Annotated in this window: 10 protein-coding genes and 1 pseudogene; 10 read left to right on the plus strand and 1 reads right to left on the minus strand. The window is 65.3% G+C overall.

The features are described 5' to 3' along the window. Nucleotides 1–74: 74 nt before the first annotated feature. Nucleotides 75–362, minus strand: a pseudogene (locus GO615_RS22185) (response regulator); the annotation flags it as partial. A gap of 959 nt (nt 363–1321) precedes the next feature. Between GO615_RS22185 and GO615_RS22190 the strand changes: the two are divergent. From GO615_RS22190 to GO615_RS29000, 10 genes are all read left to right on the plus strand, one after another. Next, the gene (locus tag GO615_RS22190) at nt 1322–3763 is read left to right on the plus strand and encodes a PAS domain S-box protein (RefSeq protein WP_169132061.1); all 2442 of its coding nucleotides are present in this window, start codon (nt 1322–1324) and stop codon (nt 3761–3763) included. Next, nucleotides 3760–4404 carry a response regulator transcription factor gene (locus GO615_RS22195; protein WP_169132062.1) on the plus strand — a complete coding sequence of 215 codons (645 nt, stop codon included), beginning with the start codon at nt 3760–3762 and terminating at the stop codon, nt 4402–4404. Before GO615_RS22190 ends, GO615_RS22195 begins: the two co-directional genes overlap by 4 nt. Before the next feature lie 169 nt (nt 4405–4573). Further along, nucleotides 4574–4960, plus strand: coding sequence for a response regulator (locus tag GO615_RS22200; RefSeq protein ID WP_169132063.1), 387 nt, complete (start codon nt 4574–4576; stop codon nt 4958–4960). A gap of 21 nt (nt 4961–4981) precedes the next feature. Beyond that, the gene (locus GO615_RS22205; protein ID WP_169132064.1) at nt 4982–5743 is read left to right on the plus strand and encodes a nitrogen regulation protein NR(II); all 762 of its coding nucleotides are present in this window, start codon (nt 4982–4984) and stop codon (nt 5741–5743) included. After that, nucleotides 5730–6500, plus strand: coding sequence for a sensor histidine kinase (locus GO615_RS22210; RefSeq protein ID WP_169132065.1), 771 nt, complete (start codon nt 5730–5732; stop codon nt 6498–6500). Before GO615_RS22205 ends, GO615_RS22210 begins: the two co-directional genes overlap by 14 nt. Nucleotides 6501–6749: 249 nt before the next feature. Continuing rightward, nucleotides 6750–7112 (plus strand): hypothetical protein, encoded by a 363-nt coding sequence (locus tag GO615_RS22215; protein ID WP_169132066.1) that lies wholly within the window; start codon nt 6750–6752, stop codon nt 7110–7112. 494 nt (nt 7113–7606) lie between these two features. Beyond that, nucleotides 7607–9634, plus strand: coding sequence for a TOL_0244 family TonB-dependent receptor (locus GO615_RS22220; protein WP_169132067.1), 2028 nt, complete (start codon nt 7607–7609; stop codon nt 9632–9634). A gap of 12 nt (nt 9635–9646) precedes the next feature. Beyond that, the gene (locus GO615_RS22225) at nt 9647–10192 is read left to right on the plus strand and encodes a TOL_0243 family YfiR-like periplasmic protein (protein WP_169132068.1); all 546 of its coding nucleotides are present in this window, start codon (nt 9647–9649) and stop codon (nt 10190–10192) included. A 2-nt stretch (nt 10193–10194) separates the two neighbouring features. After that, nucleotides 10195–12684, plus strand: a complete 2490-nt coding sequence (locus GO615_RS22230) for a bifunctional diguanylate cyclase/phosphodiesterase (RefSeq protein WP_169132069.1) — start codon at nt 10195–10197, stop codon at nt 12682–12684. A 411-nt stretch (nt 12685–13095) separates the two neighbouring features. Beyond that, nucleotides 13096–13374, plus strand: a complete 279-nt coding sequence (locus GO615_RS29000; protein WP_246262412.1) for a response regulator — start codon at nt 13096–13098, stop codon at nt 13372–13374. Nucleotides 13375–13478 lie beyond the last annotated feature (104 nt).

A 13478-nucleotide genomic window follows, 5' to 3' on the forward strand; every position in this document is an offset into this window, starting at 1 on the left:
GAGCCCCCGTCCGCCATGAGCTATGCCCTCGATGCACGCTTCGCGCGCGAGCCATATCCGTATCTCCTTATTTATCATATTCGCGCTCCGTCGGCGTGTACGCGTGCAAACGCGTTGCGGATCGTGCTGCGCAGTTCCTCGTCGTCCCACGGCTTGAGCAGGAACTTGCTCACCGCTCCGTTGTTGATCGCGCGCGTGATCGTGTCGACATTGGCATATCCAGAAAGCACCATGCGCACCGTCCCGGGATGCAGGTTCTTCACGCGCATGAAGAACTCGCTGCCGTTCATGCCCGGCATGCGCTCGTCGGACAGCAGGACGTGCACCGGATGCCGGGCGAGGATTTCGAGCCCCTCCTCGCCCGAGCCCGCAGAGGGGGCGCTGTCCGACGCTGATTATTGCCTGTCGCAATTCGGCGAAATTGCGCCGATCGATAGACGCGAGGGCGATCATATGACCACCTGCGTCAGACGGTCACGTTGGTTGAACAACCGACCATCGAGGCAAGTTGCGGTGGAATCCCTTCGCGCGTGAGGGGCCTGTCCAATCCGCGGCGCGACTCGTGCTCAAGGAGGGCAAGCGGGTGAAGGCTGCCGTCGAAGCCTGCACATTGACGAGCTGGTCGGTCAGCAAGGCCGCGCGTCGCTTCCTGGAGACGTGCGCCCTACTCTACGCGGCCTATCAACCGCGGTTTGAGAAATCCGAACGCGAAGCTCGAACAGCCGCAGGGGCAGCATGAACTGCCTCTGCGGAGATGCCCGTCCGGGCCGGTCAGGGTGATCACCTTCATGTACGCACACCTCGCCCACGGGGGCGTGCAGGTGTATCCGGGACAGCGTGTGACAGCCGGTGAACAGATCGGATTGGTGGGCTCTACGGAATAGCCGCCGGGCCCGCAGTTGCATTCCGTAGTGGTTGTCCGGAACGGCGACGATCTGGGAGTAGCTTCCATCGCGTTTCGGTTCTACGTGGGCAACCCGCCAGTTCGGTTCCACCCAAAATCCGGCGCACTCGACGTCGGCATCTTTGACGAGCGCACGGGTTCGATGATCCGCATCGTTGGCGCCAAGCAGCAGCCCGCTTACGCCGCGGGGCGCCGGTAACGCCGACCCGCCGAATTTGCGAATTGTTGCCGCATCGCTGGCAGTCTTCCGACACGGACCGCTGAACACTTCCTGCCCTGTTCGCCTTCTGCGGTCGGTGACCCAGCCGCTTACCTCGGAATGACTTTCGTCAAGGTTTCGCAGAAGTATCGACCGTATCCTCGCGGCCGGTCATCACTCTCCGTGCCTCCCCGAACTTGCGAAGCTGCAGCCGACCATTGCCTTCACCCGTCGAGAACGTCGGGCGCCGCCCGTGTTATCGGGCGTGGCGACGCCTTCGGCAGTCGAGACCCGTTCACGCACTGATCGTCCTTGGGGGCCTCGCATGCGCGGCCATTCTCGCCGCTGCCGCGCTAATCGTCTGGAACCACTACGAAATCGAGGTCGCCGCGACGGAGCGGGAAATCGTCGCCCTCAGCCACGCCCTCGCCGAGCAGACGGCGCATGCGCTCGGGAGCGCCGACCTCATCCTGTTGGGGGCGCGCGAGCGCTTGGCACGTGATCGCCCCAGCGGCTATTTGACCGACGAGCGCGCGCTCCACACTTTGCTGCACGCCAGAATCGCAGGCGTGCCGCAGGTGCGCGCCCTATCCCTGATCGACGCCGGAGGTCTGATAAAGGCCACATCGCGCGCATACCCGATTACCCCGACCTTTGTGGGCGACCGGGATCACTTCCTGTTCCTTCGGAATACCCCGGACGACGTACCGCATGTCGGGACAACGCTGCGCAGCCGCATCGACGGGAGTGGACTGCTCCCCCTCAGTCGCCTCTTGCGCAGCGGGGCCGGCGGCTTCGAGGGCGTGATCACCGCGGCGATTGATCCGAACTATTTCGCGGAGCTCTACCGGACCCTCGATCTCGGCCCCGGGCGCACGATCTCGCTCTTCCTGCGCGACGGCACGCTTGTCGCACGCACGCTAGGCGGTGTCGCGGAACCCGGCGACGTATACTTGAACGCCGCGCTGCTCTCGGCTTTGGGAGAGGCCGCAGAATCGGATGCTACCCCCCGCCTCGTCCGGACCAGCGACCAGTTCATGGCCTACGCCGCCGTGCATGGCTACCCCCTCGTCGTTGCGGTGACTGCAGCGACGGACACGGCACTTGGCGGCTGGCGCACGACTACGGCGCAGATGATGTGGGGCGCAGCGGCGATGATCGTTGTCCTCGTCGCCATCACGCTGCTCTTGGCGCGCCAATCGGTCCGCGGCGATGAACTCGGCGCCGCGCTGCAGCGCAGCGAGGCGCGTCTGCACGGCATCATCGACTCCGCGCGTGACGCGATCCTGACCGTGGACAAGGAGCAGCGCATCGTCGTCTTCAACCGCGCGGCGCAGAAAATGTTCCGCTGCACGGCGCAGGACGCGCTTGGCGCGCCCCTCGCATGCTTCCTTGCGGAGCGCCCGCAAGCGACGGAGCGCCGCCTAGCCGCCGCACTGGCCGCAGACGCGGGGGCGGCAGACCGCACGCTCGAAGTTGTCGGCAGCCGGTCCGGGGGGGAGGAGTTCATTGCAGAGGTGTCGATCTCGCGATTCGAGGGTGAAGGCGACGGTCTCCTCACGGCATTCGTGCGCGACATTACCGGGCGCAAACAGGCGGAGGAGGCGCTGCGGAAGTTCTCCCGCGTGATCGATCAGACCGCCAGCACCGTTGTCATCACCGATCCGCGGGGTGTCATCGAATACGTCAACCCACGGTTCGTCGAAACCACCGGTTACACGGTCGGCGAGGCACTCGGCAAACGACCCAGTCTGCTCAAATCAGGCGAAACGCCACCCGACAAATATGAGGAGCTGTGGCGCACGATCACCAATGGCAGCGTGTGGCATGGTGAGTTTCACAACCGTCGTAAGGACGGCACACGCTACTGGGAATCGGCCATCATCTCGCCTGTCCGCGACGAGTACGGCATGATCACGCACTTCGTTGCGGTCAAGGACGACATCACCGAACGTAAGCGCGCCGAGGTCGCGCTGTGCGAGTCGCATCACCAACTGCGTGAAATGGCGGCGACCCTCCACTCCTTGCGCGAAGAAGAAATGATCCGTATCTCGCGCGAACTGCATGACGAGTTGGGTCAGAAACTGACCGGCCTGATGATGGATCTGTCCTGGCTGGATGGCAGGCTGCAGGACCAGCTGCCGCTCCGCGAAAAAGTTGCAGGTATGAAAAAGCTGGTCGATTCGACGGTCAGATGGGTGCGCCGCATCTCGACCAGTCTCCGCCCCCTGGTGCTCGACGATCTCGGTCCCGTCGCGGCGGTCGAGTGGTTGGCCGACGATTTCGCCGAGCACAGCGGCATCGAGGTGGATCTTGTCCTCGAGGTGGAGCATCTCGACGTGAACGACCGGACGGGGACGGCCCTATTTCGTATCGTCCAGGAATCGCTAACCAATGTCGCGCGCCACGCGCGCGCTACGCGGGTCGAAATCTCGCTCGCACTCAAGGACGGCGGGGTGCTTCTGAGTATCGTTGACAATGGCAGGGGCATGCCGACCGACGTCACGGCGCAGGCGGGGGGGTTCGGCATGGTGGGGATTCGCGAACGGGCCTTCATGTGCGGAGGAGATTTCCAGGTGTCGAGTCGGCCCGGTGAAGGCACGAAGATCACTGTCAGCATCCCGCGCCAGTCGCGTGAGCCGGCGGAGCTCCCCCAATGATCCGGGTACTGGTGGCCGACGACCACACGATCGTCCGCGACGGCCTCAGGCAGCTCCTCGCGGACACGCCGGATCTCGTCGTCGCGGGCGAAGCAGCGAACGGGGACGAGTTGCTGGCGAGGGTGCAGGAAAATGACTGGAATGTCCTTGTGCTCGACATTTCGATGCCGGGACGCAGCGGCCTCGATCTCATCCGTCAGCTCAAGCGCGAGAGGCCCGGCTTGCCGATCCTGGTGTTCAGCATGCATCAGGAGGAACAGTACGCCGCCCGCGCACTGCGGGCCGGCGCATCCGGTTATCTCACCAAGGAGGCGGACGGCACCCTGCTCGTGGCAGTCATCCGCAAGGTGGCCCAGGGCAGCGTGTACCTGAGCGAAAAGATGACCAGGCTGCTACTGCGCGAGCTCCAGCCCGGCAGCGAGAGGCCCCCGCACGAGACGCTCACCGACCGCGAGTTTCAGATCTTCCGCCGCATCGTCGCCGGCGGATCGGTTTCGGTCGTGGCCGACGAGCTCAGCCTGAGCGTGAAGACGGTCAGCACGCATAAGGCCCACATCCTGCAGAAGATGGGGATGAGCAGTACCGCCGAGCTCGTCCGCTACGCGGTCGAGAACGGTCTCGTCGAGAAAGCGCCACGCTGATCCGCGCCGCCGGGACGGGCGGTTCGGCGCCCTTCGGCGTCCGCCCGGCATAGGACGATTCCTACTCACGCCTTCCGCCGGTCCTATCCGAAAGTTCAGCCGGCGCCGATTTCTTGCCGCGACGCGGACCGTCATACTTGCAGCTCATGTTGCTGCGGTAGAGAGTCCGATGAACGTCTATGTCGTGGAAGATTCCCCTGTCGTCCAGGAGCGTCTAGTGGCGATGCTTCGCGACATCCCCGGGGTGGTGGTGGTGGGTGTCGCCGACAACCCTCCCGAGGCGCTCACGGCCATCCGCCGCCTGCGCCCCGACGTTGCCGTGCTGGATATCCGCCTGCGGGGCGGCAACGGCATAGACCTGCTGAAGGGCATTCGCAGCGATGCTCCCGACACGACGACGATCATCCTGACCAGTTACGCCCATCCGGCGCTGCGTGAGCGCTGCCGGAGTGCGGGTGCCGACCATTTCTTCGACAAGAGCAGCGAGTTCGACCGCATCAGGTTCGTACTCGAGGCACACAACGAGGCGCCCGCGTCTGGTCGCCTGGATACGTAGAACGAGGCAAGGAGACGAGCAATGTACGCAGCGACATGCCCCTTGGCTGATGATTCCATCTCGAGCGAAGGTTTCTCACCCCCGCACCACCTCGCCGCAGCCGCCGCCGCGGAGGGGGCACGGCATGGAATCGTGGTCCTGGATACTCACGGAATCGTTCGTTTCTGCACGACGGACGCCGCGCAAGTGTTCGGGGGCGAAGTCGGGGATCTGGTCGGTCGCCCGGTCGCCTCGCTGGTGGCGGAGCTGAAGCTCAGGCGGGATACTCCCGGCTACAACGTCGCATATGCGCTGTTCTGCTTCCCCCGGCAACAATGGCGGACGGTCCAGGCGATGACGCATGACGGCCGGCCGTTCCTGCTGGAGCTTTCGATAAGCCTGGCGCGGATCGATCGCACGCATCACCTGTTACTGTCCGTGTGCCGGTCGCGTGTAAGAGCGCGGCTTCCTCCGCGGGACCTGGCACCGACGGCGGGCGCGTTTCCCAATCAAGGCGACGGCAATGGTCCCTCGCCGGTCCGGCGACCGTCCTCAACGACCGGAGCTTCCTTCCGCCAAGGGAGCAATGGATGCAAGGCGCTCGCATCCGCAAAAAATTCCAAGGGCATGCCGGTGGCGCGATACCTGGAGCGGGCTGTGGATACCCCGGCGATGCTGCTTGCCGAGGGCGCCGACTCCCTGGGAAATGGGGATACGTGCGACTTGCATGGAAAGGACCGCCGTGTACGGCCAGTCCCGCGGAGCGGGCTCAACCCATCCGGGGTGGCAAATGATCGCACCTGAGCATCGTGCCCCAACGGCGATGACGCGGCATCGGCGCACGCACGCGGAGGACGAACGTGTGCGGCTGGCTTGCCGCATCGCCGAACTCGGCCGCACCCTGATGTCGGTGCAGGAAGAGGAGCGCCGCGAACTCGCGCTCGTGCTGCACGATGTGGTGAGCCCGAATCTCGCTGCCATCGGGCTTAACCTGAAGCTCGCGACTGACGCACTGGGCGGGGCGATCGGTGAGGAAGCGCAGGCGCGCATCGAAGCATGCCTCGTTCTCCTGCATCAGACCGCACGCAGCCTGCGCACGATCTGCACGGACCTGCGCCCCCCCGCGCTCGAGTATGGGGGGCTGCTCGAGGCACTCGAGAACTATGCCGACCAGATCAGCGCACCGGGCAGCTTGCGGGTGCGCTTCAGCGGACCACCTGCCGGCTGGCGGCGCTTGCCCCGACAGACTGAAATCACCCTGTTCCGCGTGGCCCAGGAAGCGATCACGAACGCGGTGAAGCACGCCGACGCAACCGCGATCGACGTCTGCCTCGGGCAGAACAAGCGCCGGACGATCTTGGCGGTCGCCGACGACGGAAAAGGTTTCGATCCCGGGTTGCTGGGGGCCGTCGGGCAGAAGCCGGGCATCGGTCTGCTCACGATGAGCGAGCGCGTCGAATGCGCGGGCGGCAAGTTCACCCTCCGGTCCGCGTCCGGGCAAGGAACCCGCGTGGAGGTCGTGATACCGCACACGGCGGGGGGCGCTGCGGCACGCTCCTGAGCGGCGGTTAACCCGGCACCGAATACCGTACAGGTTGCGCTCGTCGCCGCCCTGCCATTGCCGTTCGACAACCCGGTCCCGAGCGAAGTTGAAGGGCACGTGCCGAACGGAAGTGTTTCGTTGCCGGCTTATTGAGAGGCGGAAGCTCTCGCGGAACAACGGCCGCGGGCCTGGAGCGGCGATTACTCTTCGGCGCGCCGCGTACGTGCAACGCTCTGCGCCTCCAGAGAGAAATTGGGAGAGGAAGAAATGGGAACTTCAGTCATTAGCAGCAACGTTGCCACCTGGCTTGAACTCGCCGTCGCCCCGCACTGGCGTCGCGACAAGTGCCGGATTCGGGTTCATGCGATATCGGGATACGGCGACAACTGCTATGCGATATCAATGGACGAGCGCTGGCTGTGCGTCGGCCAGGGGCGACCGACGATCTTTCACGGTCTCAGCGCTGCGCTGCATTTACTCAAGACCCTGCGTATCGAGAATTTCGAACCTGGCGACCCGACCTCCCTGCCGCCTCTCAGCGCGGGCGACACCTACTGCCTGCGCTTGGACGGTACCAAGGGTATACAGCCATGCGGGTGCGCCAGGACACGCCGCACTGCCGCTCACTGAGTCGTAGCGACCAATTCCAGGAGGAGAACGCCGCACCGCGGCGGCGAAGGCGTGGATCTTTCTGCGTTCTCGCTGAAGTGATCTCCGCTAGCAGCGGTGATGCAAGAACGCGCGCCAAGGGACCAGGGGGAGGTGCGGATTGATTTCCATGGCGACATCCTCGCAAGCATTGAATTTTCAACCTGCTTCGAATTGCCGAAGCGGCTGCCGGCGTGCGCCGCGGCGGCCTGTTCCGGCCCCCGGTTCATGCCTTCATCTCCGAATCGATCAATTTTGCGATTGGTATGCAGGTCGCCGACTGTCTGAAGTTTCATGCGAAACCACATGGCAGCAGACCGCTCAGTCTTGTATGTCAAACGGGCAAAGGCACCGTCAAAAATTCGCGGAAGAATCCGGTGTGGCATATACTCTTTTCGCATTAACGATGCTTGTCCGACCCTGACAGAGCGCGCGTGACGCACGCAGCAACGAGCGCAACCGCCAAGGAGTCCGCCATGCCTTTTCACCGATGGTCGCGGCGCGCGAGTACGTTGATTTTCATCGCAGCTGTGGCGGCCCCGGCGCGTGCAGCGCCCCTCATGCTTGCCGAGGCGCTCACCGACCTCAGCCTCGAGGAGCTGGCGAACGTCCAGGTGACCTCGGTTTCGAAGAAGAGTCAGCGACTGGCCGACGCTCCGGCCGCCGTCTTCGTCATCACCCAGGACGACATTCGGCGTTCCGGCGTCACCTGCGTGCCGGAGGCCCTGCGTCTCGCGCCGGGGGTCGAGGTCGCACGCATCGACGCCAGCAAGTGGGCGATCAGCGCGCGCGGGATGAACGCCCGTTTTGCGAACAAGCTCCTCGTACTGCTCGACGGGCGCAGCATCTACACGCAACTGTTCTCCGGCGTGTACTGGGACGCGCATGACGTGCTGCTCGAAGACATCGAGCGCATCGAAGTGATTCGCGGTCCGGGCGCCACGCTGTGGGGTGCAAACGCCGTCAACGGCGTCATCAACATCATCACCAAGCGCCCCCGCGACACGCAAGGCGGCCTGCTCTCGGCCACCGTCGGCACCCAGGACCGCGCCATCGCGGGGGCGCGCTACGGAGCCGCGAGCGAGGATGGCGCGTGGCGTATCCACGCGAAGGCCTTCGAACGCGCCGCCGGACGAGATGCGGACGGGCACGCGGCCGACGATGACTGGCGCATGGCGCGGCTCGGCTTCCGCTTCGAGCACGGCGCCCACCTCACCCTGGAAGCCGAGGCCTTCACGGGCACCGAAGGCTATACCGCGCGGGTGCCGAGGTTCTCCGATCCCGGGGCCACGCCGCCCTTCTTTCGGGCGGAGAATGCGCCGGTGGCCGATGACCTGGACACCCAGGGCGCGCATCTGCTCGCGCGCTGGACGCATGCCGATGCGCGCGGAGGCGAGTACGGCGCTCAGGCCTACTGGGACTACGCCGATTACTCGGCGCTGACGATGGCGGAAAAGCGCCACACGCTCGACCTCGAATTCCAGCATCGCCTCGGGCAGCGCGGCGCGCACGAGCTCATCTGGGGGCTGAGTTACCGCGCCAATCGCAGCGAGACGGGCGTCCGGCTGGCCACCTTCGATCCGGCCGAGCGCAGCGATCACCTGATCTCGGCCTTCCTCCAGGACGAGATCACGCTCGTGCCCGGACGCTGGCGCCTCACGTTGGGATCGAAATTCGAGCACCACCGCTACAGCGGGTTCGAGCTGCAGCCCAACATCCGCTTTCTGCACACGCCGAACGACACGCATTCGCTGTGGGCGTCGGTCGCGCGCGCAGCGCGCACGCCGGCACGCGCCGACCGCGAGGTCTTCATCAACTCGCGCGCCGAGACGCTGACCGTGCCACCCGGCATTCCGGTCGCGGCCCGCATCACGGGCGGGGGTACCCGCGATTTCGAAGCCGAGACGCTCACCGCGTACGAGTTCGGCTGGCGCCTGCGGGCGAATTCCACCCTGAGCTTCGACCTGGCCGCCTTCTATAATGAATACCGCGACCTGCGCACGCTGGAACGCGCCCGCGTGGACAACTCGACGCTCCCCGTCGTGGTCGATTTCCGCACCGCCAACATGGCCTCGGCATCCAGTCACGGCCTCGAAGCTGTGGCGGACTGGCGCCCTGCCTCGTGGTGGCGGCTGCATGCCGCGTGGACCTGGTTGCACCTCGACGTGCGCCACGCCGCGGACAGCCGTGACAGCGGCGTGTTACTGCAGGGCGAAGGCGCGAGCCCCCGCTCCCAGTTCTCGCTGCGTTCGTCGATGGATCTTGGCGGCGATACGGAGTTCGATGTCTGGGCCAAGTATGTCGGAGCCCTGCGCGACGTCGGCGTATCCGGCTACACGATGCTCAATGCGCGCCTGGGCTGGAAGCTGCGGCCGGACATCGAGGTCGCACTGGTGGGCCAGAACCTGCTGGATGATCGCCATCTCGAGTTCCAACCGGAACTCTTCAGTTTCGCCACCGCAGTCCCCCGTTCCGTGCACGCCACCCTGCACCTGCGATTCTGACGGGAGCCCGGCGTGCGATCCCGGATTCATCTGTCGCTGCTCGCCGCCCTGCTCACCACGCTGGCACAGATGACGCACGCCCAGTCCGCCGACCCCACGGAACACGAGGTCAAGGCGGCCTTCCTGTACAATTTCGCCAAGTTTGTCGACTGGCCGCCGCAGGCCTTCACCAGCGCCGACGCCCCGCTCGCCCTGTGCGTGCTCGGCCACGACCCGTTCGGCGCCGCACTCTCCGCCGTCGACGGCAAAGCCGCGCGCAGCCGTACGGTACAGGTGCGGCGCCTGCAACACGATGGCGCGGTGCGCGACTGCCACATCGTCTTTCTCGCCGCCGCCGAAACCGTGCGCCTGCGCGAACTCGTCGCGACGCTGCGCGGCTGGCCCGTGCTGCTGGTCGGCGAGAGCGAGGACTTCGCGACCCAGGGGGGTATCATCAACCTCACGGTCGGCCGCGAAAACCGCGTCCAGATCGAGATCAACCTGAACGCCGCGCAACGGCACGGCCTGAAGATCAGCTCGCAGTTGCTCAGGCTGGCGCGCATCGTGGGAGGGGAATAGCCATGTTCGCGAACTTTTTCCGGCGCCTGCCGCTGGGGCGCAAACTGGTCACGATCATGATGCTCACGGCGACGTCGGTGCTGATCATCTTTTCCGTCGCGGAAGTCGGCCGCGAATTGATCTGGCTGCGCTCCGAAACCGCCGAGGAACTCGAAAGCCTGACCGAGGTGATCGCGCAGAACAGCGCCGCCGCGCTGGTCTTCGGCGACCGCGAGTCAGCAAGGGTGACGCTGTCGGCGCTGCAGGCCAAGCCCTCCTTGCTGGTCGCGCAGATCGTCACACCCGACGGCAAGCTCTTCGTCGAGTATCGCTCGTCTACCTACGCCTGGGACGAGATCCCCGCCGGGTCGGAGATCGGCAACCCGTCGATCCATCAGGGGGAAGTGTTTCACTTCGATGCCGACCACATCGACATCGCAAGAGCCATCCGGCTCGACCATGAGACCCTGGGCCTGCTCTATCTACAGTTCGGCACCGACGAATACCTGCAGGAGCTGACCACCTTCCTCGCCGTCGTGGCCGCCGTCTTCGCCCTTACCCTGTTCGGTGCGCTGTATCTGTCGACCCGGCTGCAGCGCCTGATTTCCGACCCCATCATCGCGTTGGCCCGTGCCGCCGAAGCGGCTGGTAGGGAGCGCGACTACCGGCAGCGCGTATACCGCCAGACCGACGACGAAATCGGCGCGCTGGTCGATCACTTCAACGCGATGCTCGGCCAGATCGAGGACCGCGATCGGCACGTCGAGCGCCTGCTCGCCGAACGCACGCGGGAACGCGCCTTCCTGCAGGACATCATCGACGCCGTGCCCGAACCCGTAATGGTCATCGCCGCGGACTACCGGGTCCGCCTGCTGAACAAGGCCGGCGCACGACTCGCGCCGGCCGGCGTGACCGATCTGCGCTGCTATCAGGTGCACGGCTGCGGCGGCGGGCCGTGCGACCGCAGCGGCGTGCGGCGCTGCCCCCTGTCCGAAGTGCGCATCAGCGGCCATCCCGTCATCATCGAACACGAATGCGGCACGCCCGAAGGCGGGCTGCACGCCATGGAGATCACGGCCGCACCGCTGCTCGACGCCGAAGGCGGTTTCGTCGGCATCGTCGAGTCGGAAAAGGACATCACCGATCGCCGCATCGCGGAAATCCGCCTGCTGCAGAACCAGGAGCGGCTGGATCACTTGGCGCACCACGACACGCTGACGGGGCTGCCCAACCGGCTGCTGTTCCAGGAGCGCTTCGACGAGAAACTCGGACACGCGCACCGCGAGAACGCCACGCTGGCACTGCTGTTTCTCGACCTGGACCGCTTCAAGAATGTCAACGACACCTTCGGTCATGCCATCGGCGACCGGCTGCTCGAGGCGGTGACACACCGCCTGCGCCAGTGCATGCGCTTGAGCGACACCGTCGCGCGCCTCGGCGGCGACGAATTCGCGATCATCCTCGAGCCGGTGCCGGATCTGGATGCCGTGTCCCATGTCGCGCGCAAGATCAACGACGTGCTGAGCCAGGTGTTCGACATCGAAGGACACGAACTCTATGTCGGCACCAGCGTCGGCATCAGCCTGTTTCCCGTCGACGGCCACGACGTCGAGACCCTGTGCCGCAACGCCGATGCTGCCATGTACCTCGCCAAGCAGGAAGGCCGCGGCACCTTCCGCTACTTCACCGCCGACATGAACGAGAGCGCCCGTCGCCGTCTCGATCTGGAGGTGCGCCTGCGCCATGCGCTGGAGCGCGGCGAGCTCGAGTTGCATTTCCAGCCCCAGCTCGCCTTAGAACATGGCGTCATACGCGGCACGGAAGCGCAGCCGCGCTGGCATGTCGATGGCGTAGGCTTGCTGGCGCCTGCCGAATTCATTCCGGTGGCCGAGGAGTCCGGTCTGATTCTGCCGATAGGCGAATGGGTGATGGAAACGGCATGCCGCCAGGCCGTCGCCTGGCAGGCGCTGGCCGGCGCACCGCTGCGCGTCGCCGTCAACCTGTCGGCACGGCAGTTCCGCCAGCAGAAGCTGGTGCACATGGTGCGCGACATCCTGGCGAGGACGGGGCTGGCGCCGGGCCTGCTGGACCTCGAACTGACCGAGAGCATCCTGCTCAGCGATGTGGAATCCGCGATCGCGCTGATGCACGAACTGCGCGCGCTCGGCGTGAACCTGTCCCTCGACGACTTCGGCACCGGCTACTCGTCGTTGTCCTACCTCAACCAGTTCCCCATCCAACACCTCAAGGTGGCACAGGAATTCGTGCGGCACCTCCCGCAAGACCGGCGCAGCCGCGCCATCGCCGAAGCGGTCGTGTTGCTCGCGCACTCGCTCGATATCGAGGTCGTCGCCGAGGGCGTCGAGACCGAAGCGCAGTTCGATTATTTCCGCCGCCTCGGCTGCGCCTACATCCAGGGCGACTACTTCAGCCGCCCCCTCCCCGCCCGCGAGTTCGAGGATCTGCTGCGTGCCAAGCCCCCCCGCGGGGAGGCGCGGCAGTTCGCCGCATGACCGACGAAACTGCGGGCGGCACTCGCCGCACACGGCGCGCATACGGCTCGACAATGCGCAAGCAGCAAGAACATGATGCCGACGCACTACAAATGCATTTTCGAAACACCTTCGCATGACTGGCGGAGATGGTGCGTCGGACGGCAGGCCGGTTGCATCTCCCCCACCGACGGACCATGTTCGCGCGACCGCAGACCACCTCGTCAGGTGTTCGCCCTGCCAGCTGCCCGCGTTCCGCGCTGCGACAGCCGCCGACGTTTCCGCTCAGGACTTCCCGCCGGCGCGCCGTGGCTCCGACTGACGCGGTAAGAAAGCTCAGGGGGAACACAAGAAGTTCAGAACAGTTTTTCCTGGTCGAGAACTCCGCGACCATTCTCCTCAGCATCTACGGCATCCTCGCCAAGAGCGGCTATGCCGTCGAAAAGCCGGCCAGCGCTGAAAGAATTCGATGCCGGACTCAAGGTCGACCTGCTCATCACCGACCTCAACATGCCGAGCATGAACGAGATCGAGTTGATCCGCGAGCCGCGCAAGCTGCCGGCATACAAGCTCATACCCATCCTGTTCCTGACGACCGAATCGCATCAGAGCCACAAGACGGAGGCCAATGCGGCCGGAGCTTCGGGCTGGATCGTCAAGCCCGCGACCGCGGATGAATTGCTCGACACCATCAGACTCGTAATCAAGTGAGGGAACGGCGACGAGCACGTCTTTCAGTGACCAGTACCGCCTCTACCGTCGCCGCTCGCTCATCATCCGGATCTCCGCCGCAGCGGTGGTCGGGCTGCCGATGT

Origin of the sequence: Aromatoleum evansii (genome assembly GCF_012910805.1) — a bacterium.
Lineage (GTDB): Bacteria > Pseudomonadota > Gammaproteobacteria > Burkholderiales > Rhodocyclaceae > Aromatoleum > Aromatoleum evansii.

What these genes read in the sequence shown, in the direction of transcription:
- GO615_RS22230 (WP_169132069.1), top strand. Translation starts at nt 10,195, where the DNA reads ATGTTCGCGAACTTTTTCCGGCGCCTGCCGCTGGGGCGCAAACTGGTC.
- GO615_RS22200 (WP_169132063.1), top strand. Translation starts at nt 4,574, where the DNA reads ATGAACGTCTATGTCGTGGAAGATTCCCCTGTCGTCCAGGAGCGTCTA.
- GO615_RS22205 (WP_169132064.1), top strand. Translation starts at nt 4,982, where the DNA reads ATGTACGCAGCGACATGCCCCTTGGCTGATGATTCCATCTCGAGCGAA.
- GO615_RS22195 (WP_169132062.1), top strand. Translation starts at nt 3,760, where the DNA reads ATGATCCGGGTACTGGTGGCCGACGACCACACGATCGTCCGCGACGGC.
- GO615_RS22210 (WP_169132065.1), top strand. Translation starts at nt 5,730, where the DNA reads ATGATCGCACCTGAGCATCGTGCCCCAACGGCGATGACGCGGCATCGG.
- GO615_RS22220 (WP_169132067.1), top strand. Translation starts at nt 7,607, where the DNA reads ATGCCTTTTCACCGATGGTCGCGGCGCGCGAGTACGTTGATTTTCATC.
- GO615_RS22215 (WP_169132066.1), top strand. Translation starts at nt 6,750, where the DNA reads ATGGGAACTTCAGTCATTAGCAGCAACGTTGCCACCTGGCTTGAACTC.
- GO615_RS29000 (WP_246262412.1), top strand. Translation starts at nt 13,096, where the DNA reads ATGCCGTCGAAAAGCCGGCCAGCGCTGAAAGAATTCGATGCCGGACTC.